Raw genomic sequence first — 12,130 nt, 5'->3', positions numbered from 1 at the left:
CACCCCTTTGAATTTTTTATGTTCTATATTATATTATTCGTGGTATTTGTAAAATTCTTTTTTTCTTTATGATTTTAATATTCATTATTTACTGTATTATTTTATTTATGACTTTTCCATCTTTGTAATGCTCATATATAAATTTATCATTTAGAGCATTCCATGTAACTTTCAATTCTAAACTTCCTTCGTTATCATAATTATACTCTTCTCCATATTTAGAATCATCTTCTTTGTAAGTTATCCTGTTTATAATCTTTCCGCTTGAATGATATGTTTCCCATATTCCTTCTTTTTTTCCTTGAATATATTTTCCTTTTTCCTGTATCTGCCCATTTGAATGATAACTTATGCTATCTCCATCTTCAAATCCATCTGTGTAATTAAGTTCTTTCGCTATTTTTCCATCAGAATAATACTCTACAGAATAACCTTCTGCTTTTCCAGCAATATAATATGTTTCCCCCATAAGAGAACCATCTTCATAATATTCATTTGCCTTTCCATCAGCTTTTCCATCTATAAAGTTGCCTTTTACTTTTAACTGTCCATTCATATAGTACTGTTCAAATATTCCTGAAAGTTCATCATCTTTCCATTCTGTTATTTCTAAAAGATTTCCATCTGGATAATAAGTAGTTCTTTTCCCTGTAAGTTTTCCTTCATCATATATGGAATCTTGATGTAATTTTCCATCTTCTCCACAATAACATCTTACTATTCCATGCTTTTCTCCATCTTTAAAATTTATCTCTTTCTGAGGTTTTCCATCTTCAAAATACTCCATATATTTTCCATGAAGGTTTCCACCTTTATATGAATACTCTATCCACAGCTTTCCATTAGTATAGTACTTTTCACCCTTTCCATGGTTTTTTCCTTTTTTAAATTTTTCCATCACTGCTAGCTGCCCATTTGAATAAAAGTTTTTCATTACTCCTGTAAAAGGCTTTTTTTCTCCTACTTGATAGACAGTTCCGTTTCTTTTTTCTAACTTTGAACTATCTACTGTTTTTTGAAAACATCCTGTGAATAACAAGAATATCAATATACTGCATAAACTCAATAGTTTTTTTATCATTCTTTCCCCTTTTTTATATAAGTATTCCTCAACTGTAAATCCTTAAAATTATTTCTCTATGGATTTCAAAGCTGCACTTTCAGCATGTATTGCTGCTGTATCAAACAAAGAAATTTCTGTATCTTTCTGCTGCACCAAAAGCCCAATTTCTGTACATCCAAGTATAACTCCCTGTGCTCCATTTTTTGCTAATTTATCCATAATATCAAGAAATCTTTTTTTAGATGCTGGCAATATCTTTCCAAGACATAATTCTTCATAAATTACTCTATTTACCTCTGCTCTATCTTCATCATCAGGAATCACTACTTCTATTCCTCTATCTATTAATTTATTCTTATAAAAATCCTGCTCCATTGTATATTTTGTTCCCAACAAAGCAACTTTTTTTATTTCTTTTTTATCTAGTTCATCAGCTGTCGCCTCTGCTATATGAAGTATAGGAATATTAATATTTTTTTGAATGTCTGGAGCTATTTTATGCATTGTATTTGTACAGATAACTATAAAATCTGCCCCTGCTTTTTCCAGACTTTGTGCTGCTTCTGTCAAAATTTTTGCACTTTTATCCCATTCACCTTTTGCTTGGCACTCTTCTATCTCCTGAAAATCTACACTGAAAAGAACCAATTTCCCTGAATGAAGCCCTCCAAGTTTTTCTTTTATTATTCTATTGATTATTTCATAATAAGTTACTGTACTTTCCCAGCTCATCCCACCAATCAAACCTATTGTTTTCATTGCATTCCTCCCTGTTTTTTCAATGCTTTCTTTATATATTATATAATTATAAAAAAGATTTGTATATAAAAAGCTATTTGAAAACTAACTTGATTTTTTATTTTGCAACAATATTTAAAATATAACCTATTCTGATTTTTGTTTATAAAAATATTTTATAAAGATTTCAGATATTTTAAATTTTTATCTTTTCAAAACTATCTATGATATAATATAGATATAAATATTTATGTTTTATTTCATTATAAATCAAGGAGGAATTGTGGACCCGATTTTTAAAAAAGATAACATGCACTATGTAAAAGTAAAAGGAATCCTATCACCTAAAAATGGAATGAACCTCTATCGTGGTTGCTCTCATGGATGTATTTATTGTGATTCAAGAAGCAGCTGTTATAGAATGCTACATGACTTTGAAGATATTGAAGTCAAAGAAAATGCCATTGAACTATTGGAAGAAACTCTGAAACGCAGACGAAAGAAATGTATGATCGGTACTGGTTCAATGACTGATCCGTATATTCCTCTTGAATTAAAAATCAAAAATCTCAGAAAAACATTGGAATTAGTGTATAAATATGGTTTTGGATTTACTCTTATAACAAAGTCAGATATGATATTGAGAGATTTGGATTTATTGAAAAAAATAAATGAAAAAACAAAATGTGTAGTTCAAATTACTTTAACAACTTATGATGAAAATTTATGCAGAAAAATTGAGCCTAATGTGTGTACTACCAAAAAACGCTTTGAAGTGTTAAAAAAATTAAGAGATGCAGGAATCCCAACAGTTGTATGGCTCTGTCCTATTCTTCCTTTCATTAATGATACTGCTGAAAATATCAATGGACTTTTAGATTACTGTATTGAAGCTAAAGTTCATGGAATTATATGCTTTGGAATTGGTATGACGCTTCGAGAAGGAAGCAGAGAATATTTTTATCAGCAATTAGATAAATTATTTCCTCATATGAAAGAAAGATATATTCGCACTTTTGGAAATAGATATGAAATAGTCAGTCCAAATAATAAAAGGTTAATGGAATTATTTTATAAAAAATGCTCTCAAAATGGAATTTTACATAATAATAACGAAATCTTTGAATATCTCAATACTTTTGATGAAAAAAATTTTTCTTCTCAATTAAGTTTATTTTAAAGAAAAAAGATGAGAGTACTTACAGTTAGAAATCCAATCTAACTTTTTAGGTACTCTCATCTATATATTTTATAATTTAATTATCTTAATATTCAAAAATTCATTTCTAAACTTTTATTCCCTCAAGAAAATATTTTCCATACTCGCTTTCAGGATTTTTAAAAAATTCAACAGTTTCTCTTATCTCTTGAACTTCTCCTTTATATAAAAGAAGAACTCTATGAGAAATATTATATACCACTCCCAGATCATGAGAAATAAAAATAAAAGTAGTATTATACTCTTTATTAAATTTCTTAATAAGATTCAATATCTGATTCTGTATAGAAAGATCAAGAGATGCCACTGGCTCATCACACACTACAAGTTTTGGTTTCAATATCATAGCAGCTCCAATAACTACTCTCTGTCTTTGTCCTCCACTTAATTCTGATGGATATTTTACTCCACAAGTTTCTTCTAAGCCTATTTCTTTAAGCATAGATTTCACTCTTTCTTCTCTTTCTTTTTTATCTTTCACACCATTTACTTTCAATGGTTCTTCCAATATTTTTCCTATTTTCATAGCAGGATTTAAAGAACTGTATGGGTCTTGAAATACCATTTGTACCTCTCTTTTTACCATTTCTTTAAGAGGGCGTCCCATAAGCATTATATCTCCACTGCTTTCTTTTTCTATTCCTAAAAGTATCTTTCCAATAGTAGATTTTCCTGCTCCTGACTGTCCAATAATCGAGAATATTTCTCCCTCTTTCACATCAAAAGTTACATCTTTCAGTATCTGCTTTTTCTCTTTGGAAAAAAGATTTCTTGAATTATAGTATTTATTTAGATCTCTTACTTCTAAAAACATCTTATTCTCCTCTTGTCCACAGAGTTTTTGAAAAACCTATGAGTTTTTTTACATAAGGGTGTTCCTGATGTTCAAATATTCCCTCACAACTGTTTTCTTCTACAATACTTCCTTTATACATCACACATGCTCTATCTGCAAAGTTTTTTATAGAGTCCAGATCATGGGAGATAAAAAGTATAGATATTCCCAGTTCTTTCTTTATATTTTTAAATAAAGTTATTACTTCTTTTTTGGTTCTCATATCCAGTGCAGTAGTTACTTCATCTGCAATTAATACTTCTGGTTTTCCTATTAATGCACCTGCTATAACTACCCTTTGTCTCTCTCCTCCACTTGTTTCATGGGGATATTTCTTTAAAAATTTATCAGTTTCCTTTATTCCAACTTTTTCTAAAAGAGCTGTTATTTCCTCTTTCCAGTTTCCATTGCTTCCATAATGTGATTCATAAAGTCTTCTCAACTGACTTCCTATCTTTATTGTTGGATTTAATGATATAAAAGCATTTTGGAAAACTGCTCCTATTTTACAGTTCTTTTCAAATTTTTCACAATGTATTATACTTCTCTCTGGAAGTATTCCAAGTATAAATTTTGTAGTCAATGTCTTTCCACTTCCAGACTCTCCTACAAGAGCAACTACCTCTCCTTTTTCCATATGAAAATTTACATCTTTTAAAAGTACCTGTCCATCAATTTCCAAATTTAATTTCTCTATATTTATTATCATTAAAATCTTTTTCCTCTCTTTTCAAGTTTATTCATCTGATAAACTGTGAATATTATGGCAAGTCCTGGAGCTATAGTAAACCATGGAGCTGATAAAAAGTATGACTGTGACTGATTCAAAATATTTCCCCATGTAGGATATGGCGGCTGTATTCCCAGTCCCAGATATCCCAGCCCTGCTTCTGTAAGTATTGCCCCAGCAAATCCAGTTGTAAAACTGATAAGTACAGGTTTCATTATATTTGGCAGTATGTGGTAAAAAATTATTCTTAAATCTGATACTCCATATGTTTTAGCTGCTACTACATATTCCATATTTCTCTCTTTTTTCACAAGTCCTCTTACCATATTTACACATCTTGGAAGATAAATGATAAAAATTGCTACTATCATTGAAATAAATCCTGTTTTCAAAATTATTATTACTCCAAGAGCTATCAATATTGATGGAATAGCTATAATTACCTCTATAAAAGATGTAATCACAGAATCTAAAGCTTTTCCATAATAACCTGCTATACTTCCTATCATTGTTCCTGCCATTACTGAAAGTGCTACAGAAACAAATGCTATAAGCAGAGTATAAAAAGAACCCAATACAAGTCTGCTGAAAATATCTCTTCCTAAATTGTCGCATCCTAATAAATTTTCTAAGCTTGGTCTTGCAAGTATCATATCATTATTCATAGCATATGGGTTTTGATAAAAATATACTACCACAATCAAAAGGAGTACAAATAAAATATATTTCTTTTTCATTTTACTCCCCTCCTCTTATTCTAGGATCAATAATTGAATAGAGGATATCTATAATGAAATTTATAAGTACAAGGACTACAGATGTATAAAAAATTAATCCCTGTATCAGAGGTATATCTCTTGTTACTACTGAGGTTATCAACAGCCTTCCTATTCCCGGAATAGAAAATATCTGTTCTATTATTACAATTCCTGTAATAAGATCTATTATCATAATTCCTATTAAAGGAACCACTGGAAGAATAGAGTTTTTCAATATATACAGATTCAGCCACTTCATTTTAAGTCCATTTACATAGAGGTATTTTATATACTCTTCTCTCATCTCATATTCCAGATTACTCTTGATATAGCTTGTAATTATTCCGATATTTGGAATAGCTATAACTACACATGGGAGAATCAAGGAAGCAAAAGTATTGTTATACCCTACAGAAAACCATCTCAATATTACACCAAAAACGAACATGAAAATTATTCCCAGCCAGAATGATGGAACAGATATAAAGACTCCTATCATAAAGTCTCCAATTTTTTTTACATGTTTATTTTTTATTTTATATAGCAAAAAAGATAGGGGTACAGATACTAAAAATACTATCCCTATCGAAATCAGAGCTATTTCTAATGTAAGAGGAAGTCTTTTAAGAATAAGATCAACTACAGGTTCAGAATACTTGAAGGAATTTCCAAAATCCCCTGCAAGTACTCCTTTCCCCCAAGTGAGATATCTCACTATCAAACTCTTATTCAAACCAAGTGCTTCTCTTAATAATTCAATGTCCTCTGGAGTGCTCTCAACACCAAGTATTGCTGATGCTGGATCTCCCGGGATCATTTCTAAGAGCAAAAATGAAAGTGTTCCTATGAGAAATATAGAAAAAATCATTTTTGCCAGTTTTTTTATATAGAACATTTTAATCTCCAATACTAATTTTTGCGAAGTTCGTAAATGAGAGTGGATAGAACACATATCCATTTATGTTTTTATTCACAGCTGTAATAAGTTCTGGATCCATTATGAAAACTGCTACATTTTCATCTCTTAATATTTTTTGAGCTTCTTTATAATACTCAATCCTTTTATTTTCATCAGATGTTATTTTTGCATCTGCAATAAGTTTATCATATTTTGGATTTTCATAGTTGAAGAAATTTCTAGGATAATCTGAAACATATCTCTTTAATATTGAGTCTGGATCAAGTTTTCCTGTAAGTCCTACTATAGTTGCTTCATATTTTCTTCCACTGTAAACTTCTGACAGCCATGTTGCCCATTCTACAGTCTCTATATTCATAGTAATCCCAACTTCTTTAAGTTGTTCAGCTATTACCTGAGCCGTTGATACATGCATAGCATAGTTGCTTGGAACTTTTACAGTAAATTTAAGATTTTCATAGCCTGCTTTTTTCAAAAGTTCTTTTGCCTTTTCAACATCTCTTTTTTCACCAATATTATCTATACAATATTTTTTCATTACTGGGCTCATATTTGTTTCAAGTTTTATTCCGTACCCACCCATAACATTTTTTATTACAGCATCTTTATCCACTGCCAGATTGATAGCTTCTCTAACTTCCTTATGGCTGAATGGTTCAAATTTATTATTAAGAGCAAAAAGCTGTACTGTATTTTGGGCTCCTGATATTGTCTTAAAGTTTTTAAGTTCATTTAATCTCTTTGAATCAACACGAGGAAGTATATCTATCTCTCCTGATAAAAGTTTAAGAAAAGCTGTTTCTGCATTTGGAGTTACAAATATATCAACTTCATCTATCTTAGCCTTTTCTCCCCAATAATCATCATTCTTTGTAAGAGTTATTTTCTGCTCTCTGTCATATCCTGACACTTTGAAAGGTCCTGTTCCTATTGCCTCTTTATCCAAAGAATCTCTATTCTCATCTGGAACTATCCCTTCAGTCATGTAATAAATAAAAGCTGAATCTGGAACTTTAAGAGTAATTGTTATTTCATTATCTCCAGTTATTTTTATATCATCTATATTTGAGAACATAGCTTGAGCTGGAGTATCTCCTTCTCTCCCTGACATTTTTCTCAAAGAAAATTCTACATCTTTTACATCTAAAGGATTTCCATTGTGAAATTTAATTCCCTCTCTTATTTCAAAAGTATATGTCAATCCATCATCTGATATTTTGTATTCTTTGGCTACTGCTGGAGCAAGTCCTCCATCAACTGTAGGCATTACAAGTCCTTCAAAAACATTCATCATTATTTCTTCTGAACCGCTTGATACAAGCTTATATGGGTTCAAACTGTCTATATCCATACTAGTGATAGTTCTTACCACTTTTTTTTCAGGAGCTTTTTCCTCCTTTCCACATCCTAAAAGAGCCAGTCCCAATAGTGACATTACTATCAGCTTTTTATTTCTACCTTTCAAATGCATTTTTCCTCCCTAGTCCATTAAAAATGTGTTTCAGAATACATCAATAATAATATTAAAGCTGATTTATCGTATCACATTTTCTCATTTATTTCAATGAATATATTAATTTTAAGTTTCTCTCTATCATATATTTGTTTGATATACTTATACTACGTTATTTTTTATTTTTTTACAAGAACTTTATCTCTTCCATCGAATTTAAGAATAAAAATAATACATAATTGATCATAAAAACTCCATATGAGATTTTATTCTTATTATCAAAAATTTTTTTTATTTATTTTTTTATGAAAAATATTTTTTAAAAAATATATTGACAATATTCTTTTCAAGTTATATAATCACTTCAATAAATAAAATTATCAAGAGGAGAAAAAAATGTTATTTAAGAATCTAAGGAGTATGCCACAATTAAATATTTTTAACATATTCCTATATAAAAGGATTCTTTAATATGGCATTATTCATAATATAATATATTTTGTAAAGATGGGAGAAGTTTTCCCAGAGTATATTTTATGGGTTCGTTTATTAAAGCACTGATTCTTTTTAAGGATCAGTGCTTTTTTTAATTTTAAATATTAATAAAACATGGAGGGAAAATCATGAAAAAACTTTTTAAATTATTTATGCTATCTTTATTAATTGTACTGACTGCTGCTTGTGGAGCTTCAAAAACTGAAAAAGTTTATGTAATAGGAACTAATGCTGAATATCCACCTTTTGAATATCTGGAAGATGGTAAAGTTTGTGGACTTGATGCTGATATAATAGCTGCCATAGCTCAAAAATTAAATATTCAGTATAAATGGTCAAATACAAACTTTGATGGACTTATCCCAGCACTTCAAACAAAGAAAATGGATGCTGTAATAGCTGGAATGAGTATAACTCCAGAGAGAGCAAAAGCTGTTAATTTTTCAATTCCTTATCTTTCTTCTAATGTAGCTTTTATAGCTAATAAAAGCAAACCTATTAATGGGATAGAAGATTTGGAAAATAAAAACTATGGAGCAGAACTTGGAACTACAAAAGAAGCTGCTGCGAGAAAAATAAAAGGTGCAACTGTAACTCCTTTTTCATCTAATACAGGTGCTCTCGTTGCTTTAAAAAGCGGTAAAATAGATGGTATTGTACTTGATGAAAGTGTTGCTGTAAAATTTGTAGAAAACAATCCTGAGCTTATGCTTGTAGGAGCCCTTGAAGGAGAACCTAAAGCTATTGCATTCAATAAGGATGATACAGAGCTTATGGAAAAATTCAATAAAGCTCTTCAAGAACTCATAGATGATGGTACTATTCAAAAATTAAGAGAAAAATATGGTGTATAATGGAGGCATATCTATGTTTGAAAATTTTTCATTCACTTCTTACTTTATAGACAAAAACATATGGGAATATCTGAAAAAGGAGATTATCCCCTACAATAATATACTTATTATTGTAGGAGAAAAATCTTTTGACAGTATAAAAGATAAAATTCTTCCTATACTTTCAGATAAAGAATATTCTCTTGAAAAGTATCATGGAGAGTGTTCATATGAAAATATTGAAGAAATATTAAATAATACATTGAATAAAAAATTTGATCTCGTCCTTGGAATTGGAGGCGGAAAAGCCATAGATACAGCTAAAATTGCAGCATTTAAATTGGGGATAGAAATTTTTTCTATCCCTACTATTGCTTCTACCTGTTCAGCTGCATCTGCTTTATCTGTTGTATATAATAATGATGGCAGCTTTAAGGAATTTTTTAATTTTCCTGCTCCACCTAAAAAAACTTTCATAGATTTAGAAACTATTAAATCTGCTCCTGCTAAATATATCTGGGCAGGTATGGGAGATACCCTTGCTAAATTTTATGAAGTGAGAATGAAATATGAATATGTTTCTGAAAAAAATAATGGAACTATGAGTTATCCAAATTCTCTTGGAAAAGAGATAAGCCACCTCTGCGGTTCTGTAATACTTGAAAATGGAGTTTCTGCTTATTTCTCTAAAGATATCAATGATGAATTCAAGAAAGTTGTTCTTTCCATTGTAGTAAATACTGGAATGGTTTCCAATCTGGTAGATGATTTTCTCAATGGAGCTATTGCACATTCTGTATTCTATGGGCTGACTCTTCTTCCTTCTCTGGAAAAAGAACATCTCCATGGGGAAGTAGTAGCCTTTGGTATCCTTGTACAGTTGATTCTTGAAGGTAAAAAAGAAGAATATATACAGCTTCTTCCTTTTTATAAAAAGCTGGCTTTTCCAACAAAGTTATCAGAGGTAGTAAAAAAAGAGGAATTTGAAGAGATGGAAGATAAAATACTTTGGGCTATTCTTGCAGGGCCTGATATAATAGATATGGAATTTAATATAAACAAAGAAAATTTAAAAGAAACACTTTTTGCGTTGTAGGGGGAAATATAAATGAGAAACTTTATTGCAGATAAATTTAAGAAAAGAAATTACTCTATGGGAAATAAAAAAGGATCAGAAACTTGTTCTCTTCCTCTTATCAATCTAGGAATAGGAGATCTGGATATTCATACTGATGAGCATCTGATTGAACTGGCTATGGCTGATGCTAAAAAAGGACATACTCATTATACTGACTCATATGGTTATCTTGAATTGAGAGAAGAGATTTGCAAATACCACAAGGAGAATTTTAAAAATTATGAGTTCACTCCTAAAGATGTCATGATAACTACTGGAGCCTGCCATGCTCTTTATCTTGTATTTAAAAGCATTCTCAACAAAGGAGAAGAGGCAATACTTCTTGCACCTTTTTTCCCAGTATATGCTGACCAGATAAAATTATCTGATGGAGTTCCTGTAATTGTAGAAACAAAACTCGAAAATAATTTCCAGATAATAAAAGAAGATTTAGAAAAAGCTGTAACATCAAAAACAAAATGTATAGTGATAAATTCACCATCTAATCCAACTGGAGTATGCTACAATATGAAAAGTATGAATATTATCAAGGAGATTGCTGAAAAATACGATCTTTTAGTAATAGCAGATGATGTCTACGATTTCTATTCATATGAGGAATCTTTTACTCCTATCATTACTTTAGATGGAATGAAGGAAAGAACTATATCTGTATGCAGTTTTTCTAAAAATTTTGCTATGACTGGTTGGAGAATTGGGTATGTTATATCTCAGGTTCCTGAACTTATAAGTTGTATCAACTATATAAATGAAGCTATCATTTACAGTGCACCTGCTGTATCTCAAAGATGTGCTCTTTACGCTCTTAAAGAATTTGAGAAACAGAAAGAAAAACTTGTTCCTGTATTTAAAGAAAGAGTCGACTACTGCTATGACAGAGTTAAAAAAATACCTTTCCTAGATTGTTTCAAAGCACAGGGGGGAATATATTTATTCCTGAATATTGAAAAAACTGGAATGACTTCTGAAGAGTTTACAGATTTTCTTTTAGAAAAATGTAATATAATAGTTGTTAATGGTACTCCTTTTGGAGTAAAAGGTTTTGTAAGAATAGCTTGTACTCTTGAAATATCAAAATTGGGAGAGGCTTTTGACAGAATGGAAAATATGATATCTCTATAAAAAAATCAAAGAAGAGGAAGACCTTTAAGTTGAAATATAGTTCAACTTTTAGCCTTCCTCTTTATTTATTAATGTCATTCCCTTTTCAAATTTTAATGCCAGAATATCTGGATCACGAGTTAAATCAGATAATTCAACTATCCCTCTTTGAGTAATATGATCAAATACAAGTTCATATCCTCTTTCCTCTGCCAGCTGTCTTATAAATTCCCTTTGAGTTCTTCCGTTTCCATCTCTGAAAGGATGAAGAGCATTTATATCAAGCATTGTTTCTGCCAGCCTTAAAGCCAGCTCTGATTTATCAGTTATATCTTTAAAGTAATTGGCATTTTTTATTTTTTTAAAGACTGTTTCTCCATAAGCTTCTATATGTTCTACAAGGCAGAATAGAGACTTCCCTTTAGCTATATTCACATCTCTTACAGTTCCAGCCCATGAGTATACATCCTGAAAAATATGTTTGTGAAGTCTTTTCAGGTAATTAAAATCAAAAGTTTTCTTTATATCATTTCTAAGCCTGAGCTCTAGAAGTCTGGCTCCAGACAAATTTTTCTCCTTTTTCTCAAGAAGTTTTCTGTCTTTTATTCCCAACTTATTTACTAAAATCTTTGTTCCTGGATAAACATATTTATCTCCCATAGAAACACCTCTTTAGTCATTTATGATTTTTTCTATAAGTTCCTCCACTGAAATTCTTCCCTCTGCCGCTGCCATAAAATCAGCTTTCTCTGCCTCTGTATAAACTGCTCCCTCTAGCTCATTTGTTTTTACTATATAATCAACAGCTTTTACAGCTTCATCTCTAGTCATGGATCCTCCTGAATATA

Annotated in this window: 13 protein-coding genes; 4 read left to right on the top strand and 9 right to left on the bottom strand. The window is 30.5% G+C overall.

Annotated elements, in window-relative coordinates; all coding sequences use genetic code 11:
- Positions 1 to 88: 88 nt before the first annotated feature.
- Together C4N20_RS07245 and C4N20_RS07240 are read right to left on the bottom strand one after the other, a co-directional pair.
- Positions 89 to 1,081 (bottom strand): toxin-antitoxin system YwqK family antitoxin, encoded by a 993-nt coding sequence (locus tag C4N20_RS07245; protein WP_005982601.1) that lies wholly within the window; start codon positions 1,079 to 1,081, stop codon positions 89 to 91.
- Positions 1,082 to 1,129: 48 nt separating this feature from the next.
- On the bottom strand, positions 1,130 to 1,822 hold the full coding sequence (locus C4N20_RS07240; protein WP_005982599.1) for an aspartate/glutamate racemase family protein: 693 nt from the start codon (positions 1,820 to 1,822) through the stop codon (positions 1,130 to 1,132).
- Positions 1,823 to 2,084: 262 nt separating this feature from the next.
- Between C4N20_RS07240 and C4N20_RS07235 the strand changes: the two genes are divergently transcribed.
- Positions 2,085 to 2,981, top strand: coding sequence for an SPL family radical SAM protein (locus C4N20_RS07235; protein ID WP_005982597.1), 897 nt, complete (start codon positions 2,085 to 2,087; stop codon positions 2,979 to 2,981).
- A 106-nt stretch (positions 2,982 to 3,087) separates the two neighbouring features.
- Here C4N20_RS07235 and C4N20_RS07230 read toward each other — a convergent pair whose 3' ends face one another.
- Genes C4N20_RS07230 through C4N20_RS07210 form a run of 5 tightly spaced genes read right to left on the bottom strand, consistent with a single transcriptional unit; the run spans position 3,088 to position 7,733 of the window.
- Positions 3,088 to 3,834 carry an ABC transporter ATP-binding protein gene (locus C4N20_RS07230; protein WP_005982596.1) on the bottom strand — a complete coding sequence of 249 codons (747 nt, stop codon included), beginning with the start codon at positions 3,832 to 3,834 and terminating at the stop codon, positions 3,088 to 3,090.
- A gap of 1 nt (position 3,835) precedes the next feature.
- Positions 3,836 to 4,564 carry an ATP-binding cassette domain-containing protein gene (locus C4N20_RS07225; protein ID WP_005982594.1) on the bottom strand — a complete coding sequence of 243 codons (729 nt, stop codon included), beginning with the start codon at positions 4,562 to 4,564 and terminating at the stop codon, positions 3,836 to 3,838.
- Positions 4,564 to 5,322 (bottom strand): ABC transporter permease, encoded by a 759-nt coding sequence (locus C4N20_RS07220; RefSeq protein WP_005982592.1) that lies wholly within the window; start codon positions 5,320 to 5,322, stop codon positions 4,564 to 4,566. The genes C4N20_RS07225 and C4N20_RS07220 overlap by 1 nt, the downstream gene beginning before the upstream one ends.
- A 1-nt stretch (position 5,323) precedes the next feature.
- Positions 5,324 to 6,238, bottom strand: coding sequence for an ABC transporter permease (locus tag C4N20_RS07215; RefSeq protein ID WP_005982590.1), 915 nt, complete (start codon positions 6,236 to 6,238; stop codon positions 5,324 to 5,326).
- Between the two features lies 1 nt (position 6,239).
- Positions 6,240 to 7,733, bottom strand: a complete 1,494-nt coding sequence (locus C4N20_RS07210) for an ABC transporter substrate-binding protein (RefSeq protein WP_005982589.1) — start codon at positions 7,731 to 7,733, stop codon at positions 6,240 to 6,242.
- A gap of 605 nt (positions 7,734 to 8,338) precedes the next feature.
- Here C4N20_RS07210 and C4N20_RS07205 point away from each other — a divergent pair.
- From C4N20_RS07205 to C4N20_RS07195, 3 genes are read left to right on the top strand one after another with little or no spacing between them, the layout of a single operon-like run.
- The gene (locus tag C4N20_RS07205) at positions 8,339 to 9,064 is read left to right on the top strand and encodes a basic amino acid ABC transporter substrate-binding protein (RefSeq protein ID WP_005982586.1); all 726 of its coding nucleotides are present in this window, start codon (positions 8,339 to 8,341) and stop codon (positions 9,062 to 9,064) included.
- A 13-nt stretch (positions 9,065 to 9,077) separates the two neighbouring features.
- Positions 9,078 to 10,139 carry an iron-containing alcohol dehydrogenase family protein gene (locus C4N20_RS07200; RefSeq protein ID WP_005982584.1) on the top strand — a complete coding sequence of 354 codons (1,062 nt, stop codon included), beginning with the start codon at positions 9,078 to 9,080 and terminating at the stop codon, positions 10,137 to 10,139.
- A gap of 12 nt (positions 10,140 to 10,151) precedes the next feature.
- Positions 10,152 to 11,303 (top strand): aminotransferase class I/II-fold pyridoxal phosphate-dependent enzyme, encoded by a 1,152-nt coding sequence (locus C4N20_RS07195; protein ID WP_005982582.1) that lies wholly within the window; start codon positions 10,152 to 10,154, stop codon positions 11,301 to 11,303.
- A 48-nt stretch (positions 11,304 to 11,351) separates the two neighbouring features.
- Here C4N20_RS07195 and C4N20_RS07190 read toward each other — a convergent pair whose 3' ends face one another.
- Complete coding sequence (locus tag C4N20_RS07190) at positions 11,352 to 11,942, bottom strand: Fic/DOC family protein (RefSeq protein WP_005982580.1); 591 nt, start codon at positions 11,940 to 11,942, stop codon at positions 11,352 to 11,354.
- A gap of 12 nt (positions 11,943 to 11,954) precedes the next feature.
- Positions 11,955 to 12,113, bottom strand: coding sequence for a hypothetical protein (locus C4N20_RS07185; RefSeq protein WP_227372303.1), 159 nt, complete (start codon positions 12,111 to 12,113; stop codon positions 11,955 to 11,957).
- Positions 12,114 to 12,130: the final 17 nt, after the last annotated feature.

This window comes from Fusobacterium ulcerans, from assembly GCF_003019675.1.
Taxonomy (GTDB): domain Bacteria; phylum Fusobacteriota; class Fusobacteriia; order Fusobacteriales; family Fusobacteriaceae; genus Fusobacterium_A; species Fusobacterium_A ulcerans.
The sequence above is the reverse complement of the archived record's forward strand: the minus strand, read 5'-3'. Positions and strand labels throughout refer to the sequence as shown.

Coding starts and splice junctions, on each gene's coding strand:
- C4N20_RS07195 (WP_005982582.1), top strand. CDS start 10,152: ATGAGAAACTTTATTGCAGATAAATTTAAGAAAAGAAATTACTCTATG.
- C4N20_RS07185 (WP_227372303.1), bottom strand. CDS start 12,113: ATGACTAGAGATGAAGCTGTAAAAGCTGTTGATTATATAGTAAAAACA.
- C4N20_RS07190 (WP_005982580.1), bottom strand. CDS start 11,942: ATGGGAGATAAATATGTTTATCCAGGAACAAAGATTTTAGTAAATAAG.
- C4N20_RS07215 (WP_005982590.1), bottom strand. CDS start 6,238: ATGTTCTATATAAAAAAACTGGCAAAAATGATTTTTTCTATATTTCTC.
- C4N20_RS07210 (WP_005982589.1), bottom strand. CDS start 7,733: ATGCATTTGAAAGGTAGAAATAAAAAGCTGATAGTAATGTCACTATTG.
- C4N20_RS07240 (WP_005982599.1), bottom strand. CDS start 1,822: ATGAAAACAATAGGTTTGATTGGTGGGATGAGCTGGGAAAGTACAGTA.
- C4N20_RS07225 (WP_005982594.1), bottom strand. CDS start 4,564: ATGATAATAAATATAGAGAAATTAAATTTGGAAATTGATGGACAGGTA.
- C4N20_RS07220 (WP_005982592.1), bottom strand. CDS start 5,322: ATGAAAAAGAAATATATTTTATTTGTACTCCTTTTGATTGTGGTAGTA.
- C4N20_RS07230 (WP_005982596.1), bottom strand. CDS start 3,834: ATGTTTTTAGAAGTAAGAGATCTAAATAAATACTATAATTCAAGAAAT.
- C4N20_RS07200 (WP_005982584.1), top strand. CDS start 9,078: ATGTTTGAAAATTTTTCATTCACTTCTTACTTTATAGACAAAAACATA.
- C4N20_RS07205 (WP_005982586.1), top strand. CDS start 8,339: ATGAAAAAACTTTTTAAATTATTTATGCTATCTTTATTAATTGTACTG.
- C4N20_RS07245 (WP_005982601.1), bottom strand. CDS start 1,081: ATGATAAAAAAACTATTGAGTTTATGCAGTATATTGATATTCTTGTTA.